The 18,057-nt window shown below is 51.2% G+C and carries 11 protein-coding genes; all 11 read right to left on the bottom strand.

The annotated features are described in order from the left end of the window. Positions 1-10: 10 nt before the first annotated feature. Positions 11-1,846 (bottom strand): exodeoxyribonuclease V subunit alpha, encoded by a 1,836-nt coding sequence (gene recD / locus RHD99_RS04170; protein ID WP_309877568.1) that lies wholly within the window; start codon positions 1,844-1,846, stop codon positions 11-13. Continuing rightward, positions 1,843-5,403: an exodeoxyribonuclease V subunit beta gene (gene recB / locus RHD99_RS04165; protein WP_309877566.1), complete on the bottom strand. Its 3,561-nt coding sequence runs from the start codon at positions 5,401-5,403 to the stop codon at positions 1,843-1,845. The genes recD and recB overlap by 4 nt, the downstream gene beginning before the upstream one ends. A gap of 112 nt (positions 5,404-5,515) precedes the next feature. Next, positions 5,516-8,401: a pitrilysin gene (gene ptrA, locus RHD99_RS04160; protein ID WP_183270475.1), complete on the bottom strand. Its 2,886-nt coding sequence runs from the start codon at positions 8,399-8,401 to the stop codon at positions 5,516-5,518. A 211-nt stretch (positions 8,402-8,612) separates the two neighbouring features. Continuing rightward, a complete protein-coding gene (gene recC / locus RHD99_RS04155) occupies positions 8,613-11,987 on the bottom strand; it encodes an exodeoxyribonuclease V subunit gamma (RefSeq protein WP_309877565.1) in 3,375 nt (1,124 codons plus the stop codon). 7 nt (positions 11,988-11,994) lie between these two features. Continuing rightward, positions 11,995-12,336: a prepilin-type N-terminal cleavage/methylation domain-containing protein gene (locus tag RHD99_RS04150; protein WP_309877564.1), complete on the bottom strand. Its 342-nt coding sequence runs from the start codon at positions 12,334-12,336 to the stop codon at positions 11,995-11,997. Beyond that, positions 12,318-12,752 (bottom strand): DUF2509 family protein, encoded by a 435-nt coding sequence (locus tag RHD99_RS04145; protein WP_309877563.1) that lies wholly within the window; start codon positions 12,750-12,752, stop codon positions 12,318-12,320. The genes RHD99_RS04150 and RHD99_RS04145 overlap by 19 nt, the downstream gene beginning before the upstream one ends. Further along, complete coding sequence (locus RHD99_RS04140) at positions 12,749-13,309, bottom strand: prepilin peptidase-dependent protein (RefSeq protein WP_309877561.1); 561 nt, start codon at positions 13,307-13,309, stop codon at positions 12,749-12,751. The genes RHD99_RS04145 and RHD99_RS04140 overlap by 4 nt, the downstream gene beginning before the upstream one ends. Next, positions 13,300-13,773 (bottom strand): prepilin peptidase-dependent protein, encoded by a 474-nt coding sequence (locus tag RHD99_RS04135; protein ID WP_309877559.1) that lies wholly within the window; start codon positions 13,771-13,773, stop codon positions 13,300-13,302. The genes RHD99_RS04140 and RHD99_RS04135 overlap by 10 nt, the downstream gene beginning before the upstream one ends. 184 nt (positions 13,774-13,957) lie before the next feature. Next, complete coding sequence (gene thyA, locus RHD99_RS04130) at positions 13,958-14,752, bottom strand: thymidylate synthase (protein ID WP_183270481.1); 795 nt, start codon at positions 14,750-14,752, stop codon at positions 13,958-13,960. 6 nt (positions 14,753-14,758) lie between these two features. Beyond that, complete coding sequence (lgt, locus tag RHD99_RS04125) at positions 14,759-15,634, bottom strand: prolipoprotein diacylglyceryl transferase (RefSeq protein ID WP_309877558.1); 876 nt, start codon at positions 15,632-15,634, stop codon at positions 14,759-14,761. Between the two features lie 175 nt (positions 15,635-15,809). After that, positions 15,810-18,056: a phosphoenolpyruvate--protein phosphotransferase gene (ptsP, locus tag RHD99_RS04120; protein ID WP_309877556.1), complete on the bottom strand. Its 2,247-nt coding sequence runs from the start codon at positions 18,054-18,056 to the stop codon at positions 15,810-15,812. Position 18,057 lies beyond the last annotated feature (1 nt).

Raw genomic sequence — 18,057 nt, 5'->3', positions numbered from 1 at the left:
CTGCTAAGGGCTAGCTAAAACTTTCCATCAATCCGCTGCGTCGTTCCGTCTTCGTCACAATCGCTTTTTCCAACACCCGATCATCGGCATACAAAGACAATCTGCTGCGCGCACGGGTGATAGCGGTATAGACCAGCTCACGCGTCACCACAGCGGTGTATTGATTTGGCAGAACCAGGGCGGCGTGCTCGAATTCCGACCCCTGCGATTTATGTACCGTCATGGCGTACGCTGTGTCATGCCCCGGCAAACGGCTTGGTTGCACTGATTTGATGGTGCCATCTGGCATCGGGAACCAGACGCGCAGCCCCTCACCTCTATCCAACGCAATACCGATATCCCCGTTGAACAACCCCAATGAACTGTCGTTACGGGAAATCATAATGGGTCTGCCGTTATACCAGCGCGAAACCGTCGGGTTTGGCCGCTCAATCCATCGTTTTTGAACCAGCGCCTGCTCGATGCGATTATTCAGGCCGCTGACGCCAAACGGGCCATCCCGCAATGCGCATAACAACTGATAGCGTCCGAAGGCATCAAGAATAGCGGCGGGTTCGCCATGATTGCGAACTAACTCCAGGTAGGGCCGATAACCTTCCACCGCATCAGCAATCATCAACGCATAATCTTCAGTCTCACGCAGCGGCTGTTTCGAAATATCGCCAAAGCCTTTGGCAAAGACCATTCTGGCCTGCTTCACATCGCTGGCGTTGACAGCAAATGCCAATTGCCCGATGCCGGACTTGCTATCAAAACGGTAGCTTTTTTGCAGCAAACATAGCCCATCGCGCAGCCCCCCCGCCTGACTTCCCTCCCCCGCAGGCAGTGAATGGCCCGTCAGTCGACTCAACTCCGCCGCTCTTTCGCGTGGATACCCATGCGTAACGTAATGGCAGATATCCCCAAGTACCGCCCCTGCTTCCACAGATGCAAGTTGATCGCGATCGCCGAGGAAAATGACCCTCGCGTGCGGTGGCAACGCGTTAATTAACTTCGCCATCATCGGCAAGTCGACCATCGAGGCTTCATCTACCACCAGCACATCCAGATGCAACGGATTACCGGCGTGATAACGCAGGCGCTGGCTATTGGGTTGTGCGCCCAATAAACGGTGCAACGTACAAGCGTCGTTCGGCAATGCAGCTTTCTGCGTGTCATCCAGCGGTAAACGGCGTAACGCTGAACCCAGTGATTCCGTTAATCGCGCGGCGGCTTTACCTGTCGGCGCCGCCAATTGGATGCGCAAGGGTGCTGTAGTGGTGAGCTGAACCAGGGCTGCGAGTAACTTCGCCACGGTGGTCGTTTTACCTGTTCCCGGCCCGCCAGAAATCACAGAAATACGTCGCGTCAGCGCTACGGCTGCTGCAACTTTTTGCCAGTCGATATCAGCCATCGGTTCAAAAAGCTGGCTCAGAACGCGAATGACCTGCTCTTCATCGAGAGGTATCGCGCGGTTCTCCTCTCCAAAAAACCGCGCAACTAACTGTTCGTTTTGCCACATCCGGTTGAGATACAACCGGTCGCCAATCAGCTTTAATGGCGTAGCACCTTCATGCTCACTCACCGCATCTGATGCCAGCAACACTTCACGCCAGCCGGACTTGACGGCGGCCCCGGCAAACAGTTGTTCGGCCAGGTCAGGTTGCCGCCCGGTAAAACAGAATTCGGGTGTTAAACGTGAAAGAGGAAGGCACACATGGCCTTCTCCGGCATCATGGCTGACTAACGCGGCCGCGAGCATAACGGCAGGTTGCTCATCACCGGCAATCATCATGGCGAACTGGGCATCCAGAGCACGCAGCGATTTCTGCTCAACCGCTTGCTGTAACAACTCAGACATTTTCATGGCGCAACCTCGTCCGTTTGTTCCGCAACACCCGTTTTCAATGCAAAGAGTGTGTCCATTTTCGCTATTAATTGTTCGTCAGGACGGGTGGTAAATATTCCTTGTGACGAACCGTTACTTTCAACGCCGCGCAAGAAGAGGTAGATGACGCCCCCGAAATGAGTTTGGTAGTCATAATCAGCAATGCGGTGGCGCAAATAACGGTGCAGCGCCAACGTATACAGTTGATATTGCAGATCATAACGATGTGCCTGCATCGCCTGGGCCATGGCTTCCTGAGTGTAGGCGCTGCTGTCTTCTCCTAACCAGTTCGATTTGTAATCCAGCAGGTAATACCGCCCTTGCCAGCGGAACACCAGGTCAATAAAGCCTTTCAGCATGCCGCGTACTTGTCTGAAGTTTAACGGTGAGCAACCTGCTGATAACGGATCATATTCCCGAACCAGTTTGTCCAACTGCGCGGCGTGTAAATCACTCGCAATCGGCAGATAAAACTCCAGCTCGACCTGTTTGTTCTGAGGCGTTAACTGGCTGAGGGAGACGCCCGTTTCATTTAACGGTGCCTGTAAAATAGTGTGCAACCATTCCTTTAATCTCGGCTGCCACTCCTCGCTAAATCCCTGCTCACTGAGTTGCTTCAGAATCCACGCATCGTCAAGCGGCTGCGTAAAATCAATACCTTCGAATAAGCTATGGAGGAAAGTGCCAGGACCTGCCCCGCGTGGGAAGGTGTGCGGAGTGAGTAATGGCTCACTTTGTACCGGTGCCACTCCTGCGGCATCCACATCCAGCCGCGGCAATAAATCCTGTGCAAGACTGCTGCCATGCTGTTGCAAACCTGAATAACTGGTAACACGCCAGTTATCAGTCACCTGCCGTTCCATCGTGCGGGCACTCAACTGCGGGAGTTCGGCACTCACCGGCTGCCAGGGCGTGTAATCATCAGATTGGGCTTCCTGGATACTCACCGACTCACTCGCCAGTTGCGTTAAGCAAGACTGTAATCCCGCCGCATCTTTCGCTTCGCCCTTTTGCACAAGATAACCCAATGCCCCGAGATGCAGGTCGCTGGCCCCTTTTTTGGCGCGGTTGCCTTTAAACAACGGCGCCACACCAATACTGCAATGCCAAATGGAACGCGTCAGCGCGACATACAACAGACGCAAATCCTCCGCCAAACGTTCTTCTTCAGCGAGACTCAGGCTCTCTGCATCGTCGCTCAAATCCAGCAACGGCGAGAATGTCGAGCGGTCGTGATATAAGCCACTGTTTTGCGCACGATAGTTAGCGATGAACGGTAGCCAAACCAGCGGATACTCCAGCCCTTTTGATTTGTGAATAGTGACAACCTGCACCAAATGCCTGTCGCTTTCGAGACGCAATTGTTGGCTGAATGAATTGCTGTCAGGTTCGGCAACCTGCTGCGCCAACCAACGAACCAACGCATGTTCACTGTCAGTCTGTGAGGCTTCTTCTTGCAGCAATTCGCTGATGTGCAAAATATCGGTCAGACGGCGCTCACCACCTGGCGTTGCCAACAAGTTTTCGGCTATCTGGCGACGAGCAATTAGCGCACGCAACATCGGCATCACGCCCCGGCGCAGCCAGATGTGGCGATATTCTGAAAACTCCTCGACCAGTTGATCCCAGGCATTTTCATCTTCGTTAAGCGCTTCAATCATGCGGGCATCAAGACCCAACATGCTGGTCGCGACGGCACTGCGCAGCGCGGTTTCTATTTCCGGCGCCAAAACAGCCTGCAAAATCCACAATATTTCTCGCGCTTCTGGCGTTGCGAACACCGAGTCGCGGTTTGAAAGATACACGGACGGAATATTCAGACTCGACAGTGCTTCACGCACAATGGACGCCTCGCCACGGCTGCGTACCAGAATGGTGATGTCAGACGACTGTACTGGGCGCGATTCTTCGCCTTTCCACAACAAAGCTTCGCCGTGCTGCCCGGCACTCAACCAGTCCCGAATCTGCTGCGCGCACTGCATGGCCATGGTTTGTTGGTAATCACTCACTCCGCAGCCATCACCCGATTGGGCCCAGAATGTCATCGCCGCCTGATTTTTTCCTTTAAACGTAAAACGCAGGCCGCTGTTTTTCGCCGCAGCTTTCACCGCTAAGAAAGGAATTTGCTGGAATAAGAAGGGATTATCCAATTGCTGGAACAAGGTATTGACGCTGCTAATCATCCCTGGAGATGAGCGCCAGTTGGTATCCAGCGTGTAGTGGGCGCTTACCTCATGACGCGCTTTCATATAGGTAAAAATGTCCGCGCCACGGAATGCGTAAATCGCCTGCTTGGGGTCACCGATAAGCAACAATGCCGTATCAGGCTGATTGATATATAAGCGTCTGAAAATACGATATTGCTGCGGGTCGGTATCCTGGAATTCATCAATCATTGCTGCCGGGAAACGTGCCCTGATGGCCGCGGCCAGCGCGTCGCCACCTGGTTTGTGCAGCGCTTCATCCAGGCGAGTCAACATGTCGTCAAATCCTAACTCGCCACGACGACGTTTTTCCTGCTGCACGGTGTAACGGATTTCAGACATTGCGCGGGCGATGACCAAATCACGCAGCGTCAGCGGCTCACCCAACAGCGAATTAATTGCCCTGAAAACAGGATGCTGCGGCGGTTGGCCTTCTTTGGTTTTCTCATCCAGCATTGATTGAGAAAAGCGTTCCAACTGCTCAGGCAATTTGTAGGTTGTGGTTTCTGTTTGCGCCCAGGTTCCGACAATATTCAGCCAGTTAGGCAAATTTTTACTGCTGTAACTACGGCGATCAATTTTTGCTTCACTGAGAATTTGAGCAATGTCGTCCGCGCAGTCACGCCACTGAGTTTTCACATCCTCAATCGCGGTAATGATCTTTTGATGCCGAGCGAGCAGGGTTTCATCATCCGCAGGCGGCTGCTTCAGGACCGGCTGCTCACCCTGAAGCCAGCTGTTTATATCCTTGAGCAACTCCTCAGGCCCAGCCCATTTCTCGGCCATAACTTGCGCTATCGGCTTCGGCAGTGGGTAGCAATGGCGACGCCAGAAGTCAGCACAAGCATGGCGACGTAACAGCGATTCATCTTCTATAAGCTGTTGCTCGAACAACATGCCCGATTCAAACGCGTTAAGGCTGAGCATCCTTTGGCAAAAGCCATGAATGGTAAAAATGGCCGCATCATCCATTTGCTGTTCAGCAAGACGCAAAATTCGGGCCGCCTGGTGAAGATCGGGGATCTCTGCCAACAAGTTTTGGAACAGGGGATTATCAGTTCGGTTGCGAACGCAGGCGATGCGCAATTCATGAATGTTGGCACGAATGCGACCACGGAGTTCTTCGGTCGCCGCCTGAGTAAACGTTACGACCAATAATTCTTCAACGGAGAGTGGGCGAGGATGGGCATTTTCACCACCCAGGCCAAGCAGCAAGCGTAAATAAAGTGCTGCGATGGTGAATGTCTTTCCGGTACCGGCAGAGGCTTCAATCAACCTCTCCCCTGTCAAAGGTAAACTTAGGGGATCAAGAGGTTGCGTGGTTCCGGTCATTATTTACCCTTCATCTTTCAAGTTGCGGGTGTATTAGCTGCACATTATCACCCATTGACTGAATCAAATCAGCCAATGGGTTAATTCCTTTGCGGCCCGGCAGTATCTCAAACTATTTAGGGTCGACGAGCGGCAATGATTGTTGCAGGCCGCTGACTCCCTTCCAGGTTTTCCACCCATCTGGCGCAGCGTATTCCGCCTTGCCATTGTTGTTGCCAGAAATTTGCGAGAGAACAGCCATTCCTTGCGGTTCAATCACAGCCTGATGGAAGAAATCAGCCAGTTTTTGTGGCGTCAGCTTTTTAATTTCAGCGACAACTTTATCACGCGAATCAAAGTCCAGGTTTCCGCGATCGAAATCTTTGCTCAATTGAGAAGCTTCCTGCGACAAGGTTTGCGGCGCCTGCATAATTTCACTGATCATCCCCTGCTGCATTTGTGCAAAATCCTCTGCACTCATGCTACGCAGCTTTTGCTCAGCGGTTGGGTAAAACGCTTTAAAGCGTTGGTACAAATAGGCCGGTTGTTTGTCGTTGCTTTGCAGCAAGAAACCAATCCCCCACTGACGCCCAATCGACATCGGGAAGGCAAATACCGCATAACCCAACTGCTCTTGCGTACGTAACTGGTTGTAGAACCACGGCTGAATAATTTGCCCTAACATTGAGCTGTAAGCGGTACTTACGGTTTCATCAAAACCTTTAGGCACATAAACCGCTGCCAGAGCGGAATCCGTACTGCTGCCCGCTTTTTCGAACATGGCTAAATGTTGTTTATCTACCAGCACATCCTTATTACGGCACCATTCGTTTCCTTCGGTGGCAAGTTGGCTTTGTACGTTATGCGCCAGATCCTTTGCCTGCTGAGGAGACATGTTACCCAGCACCAAAAATTCAGGTTTAGCATGGGTTTTTAACGCATCACGGTAATCAAGCACATCTTGTAATGTCAGCCCTGGCAACAGCGAACGGCGCACTTCGCGTTGGAAATAAGGCACCTGCGACACCATTTGCACTGGCATAATCGCCTGATCGTAAGCTTTGCCTTTGTCTGCCGAATCCATCATTTGGGCATACCATGACTTCGCCTGATCCAGTTGTTCCTGGGTCGGGGTATAGGAGAAGTAGCCCTTCAACAGCGCTTCAAATAATTGCGGCAAACGTTGGGTATAACCATTGGCATTCACCATCAAACCGCTATTAGCATTGGTTGAGAAACCAATCCCTCCGACAGAAGCCTGATTGCTTAACTGATCCAGCGCAATACCTGCCAGATAGTCATTCAGAGCAAATAATACCTGGTTTTTCGCGCTGTCCATCGCCTGCGGATTGCGCAGCACCATCGTCACATCTGCCTTAGGTTCGCTGGCAAAATAGCGGCTTGGCATATACAGCACGCGTAAACCAGGCTCTTTTACCAACAACTCTGGATGAGCATAGGTTTTTTCAGGTTTGACCAACGTAAAGTCATCAGGGATGTAGGGGTTCAGCTTAGGCAGTTCCAGCTTAATTGCCGCTGATTTTTGCTGCCAGTCGTTGAACACTTGTGGCGTAATTTTATCGACCTGATAGGGCGCTTCAACAAAATAAGCCGTTTTGTTATGAGGCTCTTTCGGGCTGATATACCAGACGCGGGCATTCTGCGGCGTCATCATATCCAGCCGTGCTTTGATAGCTGCCGGGTCATATTGATCGGCAATATTCACGAAATCCAGTGTATGTTCAACCGGCACACGCAGCATGGTGTCGGCTAACCATTCAACGTAATCCATATTGCGGGTAATTGACGGGTAACGGAAGTCGAGATCCAGCACATGGGCGAGCTCATCGAAGTAGCTTTTATCGACACCAGTTTCACGTAATTTATTCAAATAGCTGAAAATAGCCGCCACGACTTCATCACGCTGGGCAAGGCCTTTATCAGTCAATGACACTGAAATGGCGAACACGCCGCTATTGCCATTAACTATTGGATCGGAATCAGCACGAATGCTGTCCGCGAGGCCTTGCTTTTGTAACCAGTCAGAAAGGGTATCGTTACTACGGTTGCCAATCAAATAGCCAATTAATTCATCCGTTTTGCTGCGGAATTTATCGCTATTATTATCGATTCGGAATTCAACTCGCACCACTTTGCGCGGCAAGGCTGGCACGTAGTGAATCACTATGCCTTTTTGTGCGTCAGTCACAACGGGCACGTCAATGGTCGGCCTTTCGATATTTTTATTCGGCACACGCCCATAGGTATCCACCGCAATCTTTGCCAATTCAGGCAATGGCTTATTGCTGTAAATAACCGCTTTCATCAGGTTCGCGGAATAATATTTATCGCGGAAAGCCACCAGCGCATCCAACAACTTGCTGCCCGGTTTATCGCGCAGTGTTTCCAGATTACCGCCCGAAAAACGTGAGCCAGGGTGAGCTGGGTTGATCGTTTCTGCACTGACTTGCGCCATACGCATACCGTCACGGGCACGGGCTAAGGTCAGTTCAGCATTCACCGCATTGCGTTCACGTTCGGCATATTCAGGTGCGAGATTTGGCTCAGCGATAGCATCAGACAAACGGTCGACCGCTCCTTCCAGTGCATCGTTTTCCACCTCAAGGTAGAACGCGGTACGGTAAGTTGCGGTGCTGGCGTTATGGCTGCCACCATGCTTTTTGAGAAACTCCGACAGGCTATCCGGTTCAGGATATTTTTTAGAACCCATCAGCGTCATATGTTCAAGGTAGTGAGCCAGGCCAAGATGGTCGTCAGGATCTTCTAAGGATCCAACCGGAACCACTAATGCAGACAATGACTTAACGGCTTGCGGATCAGAGACCAGCAGGACCGTCATACCATTATCAAGACGTACGGCCTGATATTGACGATTGTCTTTCTCACTTTTACGGATAGTTTCCTGGATAGGTTGCCAACCCGTGTCTGCCTGACTTAATGGTGCCCAAAGAGCGACTAACAAGAAAAGCGGTTTTAACCAGGTGCTACATTTAGGCATTAACGAACCTCATAATCACGAAACTTCCTATACCCTTAGGACTTCAAGTTGCAGAAGTCGCTGTAATTTGAAGTACTAAGGGTATAACTCACTCATCATTAACAACTTTCAAACAAACATGTTATTTTTAGTTGATGCTTTTTTCGCCAATCCTGAGCAAGTTGCGCATAATAGATGAACCTGCCGGATTGTGCAATTTTTATACAGCTTTTTAAGCTTTGTTGAAACGAAACAAAGGCAGCAAGTAACGCTCAGCCTCGGTGATGATGGCATCGTAGTAATCCGGATCCAGCGTTCGATACAGGCGTTGTAGCCACATATCAGCCCCTTCGCCTTCTACTCTCTGATTCCCCTCCCAGGCCGCCAATAACTTGCTTTTGGCTTTCTGCTGCGTTTGCTCATCCCATAAAATGGCATCATTCGCCGGTTCGTAACAGGCTTTTATCCACGCCCCACCACTTATTGGGAGGAGGAGAAGGGGTTGTACTAATCCTTTGCGATAACCATCAATAAGTTGCTGGAGATAGTTTTTTGCCTGCTCGAGATCGAGGGAAGGAAATTTCCATTCGGTCGAATCCCGCCCGTACAGACGGCTCTCGCCTCTTCCCCCCATCGCACACCAAACCACATGTTCAATCCACAATTGCAAACCATGTGCAGGATTGAGAATGGAAGGCCGCCAGCGCAGCAGGCCATCTTCCTGTACATCCGACAGCCATCCTTCCAGACTTGTTCCATCTATTTGCAACGACACTTCCAGGCTATTGCCATTCTGTCGCTCGGCTCTCACTTTTTTCGCCAGCTCTTCCATCTCTGTGAGCTGGCTTTCCCATAAAATTTCCCCAAAAGCGCCGTACGGCAAGATCCCCGCCGCCCGATAACGGCGGAATAGCTGCTGCGTGTCACCTTCCTGAACCAGGGTATTCAGCAATTCCTGATTCATCTGGAAACGTTCGAGGCTATCTAGTGTGAAAGGTTCCGCATCCGGGAGTTCGGTTTCTTCAAGTCGGAAATTGATGCCCAAACGCATTTGGAAAAAGGCGCGAACAGGATGCCGCCAGAAACGTTGCAATTGCTCCAACGTGATGACGTCATAAGCAGCTTCCTGCAAGGGTTGAATAAAGGGAACCTGTGGATTGCCTTGCTCGCTTGCGGCGGGCAACCATTCCCTGGCATAGCTTTGTGCCGTTACGCCGGGGATAAAATTCCCCGACTCAAACGGGGTGCGGTAATGCTGCTGGACCAAATATTTTTTCACACGCTCGCTGCTAACATCACAGGTTTGTTCTGAGTCCTGTGGCAAGCAATGGCTTTGTGCGATGTAGTCCAGGAGTTCGTCAACCAATACAGAAGGATAGCGCTGGCTGTTGTCCTGAATAGAACGCCCGATATAACTGATATAGAAGCGCATTTGCGCTGAGTTAAGCGCTTCAAGGAACAAGTATCGATCGTCATCGCGACGACTACGATCACCTCGCTGAGGTTTCTGACTCATTAGATCAAACCCAAGCGGTGCCAATGCGCGTGGGTAAACGCCATCATTCATGCCAAGCAAACAAACCACTTTGAACGGAATTGAACGCATCGGCATCAGGGTGCAGAAGTTGATCGGCCCTGCCAGGAAACGCTGGCTGATGCGCTCTTGATCTAACCGCTGTGCCAGCTCCTCACGCAATAAAATTAAGGAGATGTTCTCCTGATAACGCGACTCAAGGCCATATTTGATGATGTCCTGCCACTGTTGTTCAATCAGGGCCAACGCGCCTTCGGTTTCCGTATCTGGAAGGAAGAAGCTCGCTAACATTTCACGGCAAACAGTCGTCCATTCCGCCAATGGGCGCGCCACCGAGAGCTCGCGTCGCCAATTGTTCAACTGCATTAACAGCTCGGCAAGTTGCCCTACGAGTTCAGCAATTAAGCCGCTCGATTCATCATAAGGAAGGATCGACTGCCACTCTCCTGCCTGGCTATCCATTGCATAGCCCAATAACATGCGAGTTAAACCAAAGCGCCAGGTGTGCTGCCCGGTAGCCGGAAGATCCCATTCACGTACGTTGTCGTCGTCAATCCCCCAGCGGATCCCTGATTCATTCACCCACTGGCGTAGGTAGCGCAGCCCTTCTTCATTAATTGAGAAACGCGCAGCCAGTGCAGGAACTTCAAGTAAAGCAAGGACATCCTGCGCGGCAAAACGGCTATCAGGTAGTGAAAGTAAGGAGATAAATGCTTGTAACGCTGGGTGAGCTTGTCTTGCTCGCCGGTCAGAAATCGCAAACGGCAACCGTCGTTCACCTACAGCATTGCCGAATACAGCCTGGATAAACGGGCTGTAACTGTCGATATCTGCCACCATCACGATGATGTCACGCGGTGTAAGCGTTGGGTCAGCATCCAACATAGCCAACAATTGATCATGCAGTACTTCTACTTCGCGTTGAGGGCTATGACACTCATGGAAGGTGACAGAATAATCTTCCGGTGAAAGGACGCGTTTATTATGGCTGTGCTCAAACTCTTCCAGGGTAAGCCCCGTGACCGCATTGTTTTGTAACTCAAGCAAATCGTACTGCAAATTGCGCAGTAAATTATTGGGCTCGATATCAACGAAAACATCAATTTCTTCGAATTGCTGCAGTTCGGCCAACAAGTACGTGTAATCACGCCCTAATTTCCCCCACGAAGCCAATAAAGGGTTGCCAATATCTTGCTCACCGTCGTCGTTGAATAGAGAAGAAGCGGTGTTGCTGTCTTTAAATAGCGGAAGCGTAATGTCTTCCTGAGTATGTTTGCGTCGGCGGCGACTGATTAGCCGAGCAAGATAAGACGGATCTTTAATATCGCCCCAGTAGTAACGGCAAGGGTTCGTAAACAGTAAATGCACATCAATGTGTTTACCCAGAGCTTGCAGCGCCTGAAGGTAAACCGGTGGTAACGCGGAAATCCCACATATAAAGACGCGGGGCGGTAAACCAGGCGGGCATTCAGAGGTAGATTCAAGGGCTTTAATGAAACGCTGATAGAGATTGGCGCGGTGCCATTCTGGCTGACCAAGTTCTTGCGTATGGCGAACCAGTGCCGCCCATAGCGGAGCCTGCCACAATTGAGCGTCGCCCACATTGTCGACAAGCTCTCCCTTTTCCCACTGACTTAGCCAGTCTGGACGATAGACTAAATATTGGTCATAAAGGTCAGCAATTCTTGAGGCTAGTTGAGAAAGTTTTCGGCCATTTTCATCGTCTTCAAGATATTGCTTTAGCAGTGCAAACTCAGGCTTTTCGAACATGGTCGGGATGAGCGTCATTAACTTCCAGCTCATGCTTTGTTTATTGAACGCACTTTGCTCAGGGATATTCGGTAACACGCGAACAAACATATCCCATATAAAGCTCGCCGGAAGGGGGAAGCTGATGTTGGCCGCGATACCGAATTTTTGCGCCAGCGTCATTTGTAGCCATTGCGCCATACCGGTACTTTGTACCAATATCACTTCGGGTTCGAACGGGTCCGGCAATGGTTGCTGTTCAACAATAAATTCCATAATTGCTTCCAGCACATCCAGCTGGTTGGAATGGTAAACACGCAACATAGAATCGCTACTCCTGACTTTTCTCTTTCTGCAGGCAATGTAACCGTGACAGCTGCCCAGTTCGCCCTTCCGGGCTCTTAATCGTAACATCGATGCTGACACATCCAGCTGCCGATGTCTGCTGCCGACTGACTTTCCATTCATCAGCCGGTAAGGGGGATTCTGGCTCACTCATTTCCAGCGCCAGCCGCCAAAGTTGCCGGAATTGCCACTGAGACTGAAAACCTTGCTGTAAAACCCGGTGATAGCCAAGTAAAGCCAACATCACTACCGAAAACAAGGCCATGGCACAAAGCACTTCAACCAAGCTAAATCCACGCTGCAATGATTTTATTGGGGGAGTTGGCATCGTGCCGCCTCAGAAAAAGGGCAGAAATCCAGCCAGCCATGTGGTGTTGATGACCATTGTGAGTTAACCAGTGTTCCCCATTCCCAAAGAATCAGCGGCATTTTTTGTCCTGGTACCATACCGAATGCCGCCATAACAGCTTCATTTTTCTCCCCCCCTCGCACACAACTTTTCCAGCCTTTTCCAGTGTGCTGCTGGCACTGCCAGGATTGCTGAGATTGCCACGATAACTGGCCTCCCCAAGCTTGAGCTGAAACTGCACTGGCATATTGTTTAAGGAAATCGACTTCACTGGCGACCAGAAACCTTTGGTGGCTTAACTGCTGCTGTAATCCGCCGAGCATTAAGATCCCCAGAGCAAATAGCAGTAGTACAAATCCAAGGGTGATATTCCCACGCTCTAATTGCCTGCTCACAGGTTATATCCCACTACCGTGTGGCGAAGTGACACTGGGTTTTGACCACTTTTCGAGGCCCCTGCAAGTTCGATAACCAACAAGGGTGACATGGCATGCCGAGCCAAACGGGTGACTGTAAATCGCTGTATGACCAGCGTCGCAGGATCGGATAATTTATCCCAGCCACCGCCTTCGCAATGGGTCGCCCCACGTAGCGTTTCCAGGTCGGTACCGTTCAGTCGAAAGCCTGTCTGCTCGGCTTCCGCATGGCTGCCAGGTTCCCAGCGTCCGTTGCTATTGCTATCCCATTGCGACAACACGCATTCCCCTCTTTTGCTCAATACCAGTCCCTGCCCTGAGCAGTTTCCGTGGCAATAGCCTGCCCGCTGCAGCTGCTTTCCCAAGCTAAATGCTAATTGCCATAGCGACTCTTGCACGGTTTCTTTCTGGTACTGCTGTAATACAGCGCGTTGAAGAACCGGAAATAATCGGCCAGCACCCAGCAGGACAATGCTACTTAATGCCATCGCGATGAGCGTTTCAAGTAAAGTAAACCCCTGCTGATTTAGCTGCATTTGTTACTCCCGACAACCTCACAAACTCGAATGCGTCCTTGAGCCGACAGCACCACATGCCATTTTCCTGCCGCGCTTTGCAACGTGATGTGACCTGGCCAGGCGGTATTTCTCAGGCCATAAAATCCAAGACCCACCGTTACCTCGCTAATATCGACATCTGTAAAAGGTTGAATCAACCTCCAGCGCCCTTCGGATAAACATTGGGTAGCTTCAATTAACTTGCTGGATAGGCACCAGCTTTTCCCTGGGCGATTCACCGTAAGTAAATGGTCGCGATTATTCCAGTTGGCATCGCTGCGCAGCTGTTCGAGCAAATGACGAATATGCTGGGTAGTTATCCACATTCGCTGCTGTTGCTGCCATTGTTGCCAGCCGTACACCCCGCCTGTGCTAAGCGTTGCGACAATAACCATCACCACCATCATTTCTATTAAGCTAAATCCAGACTGTTTTGTTTTCATGGCAGCAGTGTGCCAGCCACTCAATTCTTCGCTACTGAAGATGACTGGATTCTGAGGATGTCTCGAAGGAAATTTTTGCTGTTGCTGTACGTTTCAGAAGTGCTGGAAGGAGGCTCGCAATACCATAATTGGGGCAAAAAAAACCGGCGCACAAGTGGCACCGGTTATGGCAGGCTGTCACCCGTTAGATAGCGACAGGGGCTTTGATCGCAGGATGAGGATCGTAGCCTTCAATTTCGAAATCGTCGAAACGATAGTCAAACAGGGACTCAGGTTTGCGTTTGATTACCAGTTTTGGCAGAGCGCGGGGTTCACGCGTTAACTGCAAACGCGTTTGCTCGAGGTGGTTGCTGTACAAATGGGTATCGCCACCCGTCCAGACAAAATCACCCACTTCCAAATCGCATTGCTGCGCCATCATATGTACCAGTAATGCGTAGCTGGCGATATTAAATGGCAGGCCAAGGAAGATATCGCATGAACGCTGGTAAAGCTGGCAAGAAAGCTTGCCGTCAGCCACGTAGAACTGGAAAAACGCATGGCATGGAGCCAATGCCATTTTATCCAGCTCACCCACATTCCACGCCGAAACAATGATGCGGCGCGAATCTGGGTCGTTTTTTAACTGGTTAATCACAGTGGTTAACTGGTCAATGTAGCGGCCATCAGGGGTTGCCCAGGAGCGCCACTGTTTGCCATAAACGGGGCCAAGATCGCCATTTTCATCTGCCCATTCGTCCCAAATTGAGACGTTGTTTTCGTGCAGATATGCGACGTTGGTATCCCCTTTCAGGAACCACAGCAGTTCATGAATGATGGAGCGTAAATGGCAGCGTTTAGTGGTAACCAGTGGGAAACCATCTTGCAAATTAAAGCGCATTTGATGACCGAAAATCGACAGCGTACCCGTACCCGTGCGGTCATCTTTTGGTGTGCCGTTTTCCAGCACATGTTTCATCAAATCAAGATATTGTTGCATGTTTCCTCACGAAAGCTGTTGCTGCGGACGACGGCGATACGCCCAAACCATCAAAATCACACCCGCGACAATCATCGGAATCGAGAGGATTTGCCCCATGCTGATGTACTGCACCCACGCACCGGTAAACTGAGCATCTGGCTGGCGGAAGAATTCGACAATGATACGGAAAGCACCGTAGCCAATCAGGAACAGACCGGAAACAGCCCCCATCGGACGTGGCTTACGAATATACAGGTTCAGGATAATGAACAGTACGATCCCTTCCAGAACCATTTCGTAAAGCTGAGAAGGATGGCGCGGCAAGACACCGTAGGTGTTAAACAACGACTGCCATTCAGGGTGCGTCGCCAACAGGCCGATATCTTCACTGCGCGAGCCCGGGAACAGCATTGCCCAATGGAAGTTTGGATCAACACGCCCCCACAATTCGCCATTGATAAAATTACCAAGGCGACCGGCACCCAGGCCAAATGGAATCAGTGGCGCAATGAAATCCGATACCTGGAAGAAGGAGCGATGTGTGCGACGCGCAAACCAGATCATCACACAGATAACACCGATCAGCCCGCCATGGAAGGACATCCCGCCGTCCCAGACTTTGAACAGGTACAGAGGGTCGGCAAGGAAAACAGGCAGATTGTAGAAGAGGACAAAACCAATGCGCCCACCAAGGAATACCCCCAGAAAGCCAGCATACAGCAGGTTTTCGACTTCGTCTTTCGTCCAACCGCTGCCTGGTTTCTTGGCACGACGACCCGCAAGCCACATGGCAAACACGAAGCCGACCAGGTACATCACTCCGTACCAGTGCAAAGAGACTGGCCCAATGGAAAAAATCACCGGGTCAAATTCAGGGAAATGCAGATAGCCACTATTCATCTGTCACCACAAACCATTGTTACCCCACCGAAAGTTGACGATGGGTTGCAAATACGCATCTGTGCAGATGCGCTCCGAAAGCAGCGGATGATAGCACAAACGCTAGCTGGGTTTAGCCGATGTAGTTGTAAAAGATGTGTAATCTACGGGAACCGGGGAGGGAACAACGAGCGCCTTAGCGCCCGCCGCGAATCAAACCACCCATGCCACGACGCTCCATGAAGGATGCGACTTGATGGCGCACTTCTGTCGCAAGCTGAGCCTCAAGGCTGCGCTGTGCCAGTAATTGCACCTCTTCCAGACTAATGTGTCGCAGCAAATATTTAACACGCGCCACTGAACGGCCATTCATCGACAAATGGCGATAGCCCATGCCAACCAGCAGAGCAACACACATCGGGTCGCCTGCCATTTCACCGCAAAGGCACAAATCGATGCCGTTACGTTCAGCTTCTTTAGCAATATGATTCAATGCACGCAGCATCGCCGGGTGCAGGCTGTCATAGAGGCTAGCTACGCGAGTGTTGTTACGATCGACAGCCAGTAAATACTGCGTTAGGTCGTTAGTACCAACAGAGATGAAATCAACACGGCTGGCAAGATGCCCAAGCATGAACACCATCGACGGGACTTCAACCATGATGCCAATACGGAGTTTGGGTAACTCGTAGCCGAGCACTTCTTCTACTTCACGCCCGGCGCGGTCTATCAGTCTACGAGCTTCGTCAATCTCGTCGATGCTGGTTATCATCGGCAGCAGAATGCTCAGGTTGCCAGTAGCAGCATTGGCACGCAGCATGGCGCGCACCTGCACCAGGAAGATCTCAGGTTGGTCAAGCGTGATACGGATCCCTCGCCAGCCAAGACACGGGTTTTCCTCGCTGATTGGCATGTAGGGCAGTTGTTTATCCGCGCCAACATCCAGTGTTCGCAGCGTAACGGGTTTGTCGTTAAACATCTGCAACATGCCCTGATACTGGGCGACCTGCTCTTCTTCCGACGGGAAACCACTTTGCAGCATGAATGGGATTTCGGTGCGATATAAACCAATGCCATCAATGCGGCTGCCAAGCAGTTGTTCATGCTCTGGACTCAGACCAGCATTCAGCATCACCTGCACACGCTCACCACTTTTAAGCGCCGCGGGGCTATCAACGTCGTCCTCAACCAATCGGCTAAGTTCGTTCTCTTCGGTAATGAGCCGCTGGTATTCCTGCAACAGCACCGTTTCTGGGTCAACCAGCAATTCACCGCGGTAACCATCCACAACTAAAGTTCGGCGGTGCAGCACCGAAGGCTGGATATCCGCCCCCATGACCGTCGGGATGCCCAACGCACGCACCATGATCGCCGCGTGCGAGTTCGCCGCACCATCGCGCACGACTACGCCAACCAGGCGGTTTTGCGGTAACTCAGCAAGGGTCGTCGCGGATAGCTCATCAGCCACCAACACAAAGCGTTCAGGCCAGGTGTTTGGGCTCTGGACGGTATCATCGAGATGGAATAACAGACGTTGACCGAGGGTACGAAGATCGCCTGCGCGTTCTTTTAAGTAGCCGTCAGTCAGGCTTGCGAATTGCTCCGCAAACTTTTCGATAACTTTTTTAACCGCCCATTCTGCAACCGAGCCTTTATCAACTTCTTCGAATAATTCTCGACGAAGACGGGCATCAGTTAACAGGTGCGAATAGAGGTCAAAGATAGCCGCAGTTTCTTTCTGGGCCCCCGCCGCAAAACGTTTGCTGTAACGTCGAAATTCGTTAGACGCTTCTTCAAGTGCTGCAGTAAGACGCTCGCGCTCAAGCGTGGTATCCAGCGTCGACGCTTCAGACACTTGCTCCATTAACGGGAGCGTTGAGTCCATCCAGCCTTCAGCAATCGCAACGCCTGGCGATGCAGGCAATGCCCGGATACGCGTCTGGCGATATTGGCCAAATAAGGCGGCTAATTGTGATTGAGAGAGGATGGCTGCCATTTGTGTGGCGAGCGTAACGAGAAAGGACTCCTCGCTTTCATCATATTGCCGGTGCTCACGTTGTTGTACCACCAGCACCCCCAGCAATTGACGTCGCTGGATGATGGGTACGCCAAGAAAGGCTCGAAAACGTTCTTCTTTTACTGCGGGGACATATTTAAAGCTGGGATGTTTTTGCGCATCAGCAAGGTTTATCGGTTCTGCAAGACGGCCGACCAACCCGACAATGCCTTCATCAAATGCGAGTGTGATTGTGCGACCACGCGGCTTTTTAAGGCCGCGCGTCGCCATCAGGTAAAAGCAACGCCGGTCATGATCTGCGAGATAAACCGAGCATACCTCGGTGTCCATCGCAAGGCAGATATCTGTAACCAAAATATCCAGCGCCTCATTGAGGCGCGGAGCACTGGCAACCTTCTCGACTATTTCTCGCAAACGGGTGAGCATT

Source organism: Buttiauxella selenatireducens (assembly GCF_031432975.1).
Classification (GTDB): domain Bacteria; phylum Pseudomonadota; class Gammaproteobacteria; order Enterobacterales; family Enterobacteriaceae; genus Buttiauxella; species Buttiauxella selenatireducens.
This window is presented reverse-complemented; position numbering and strand designations above follow the sequence as displayed.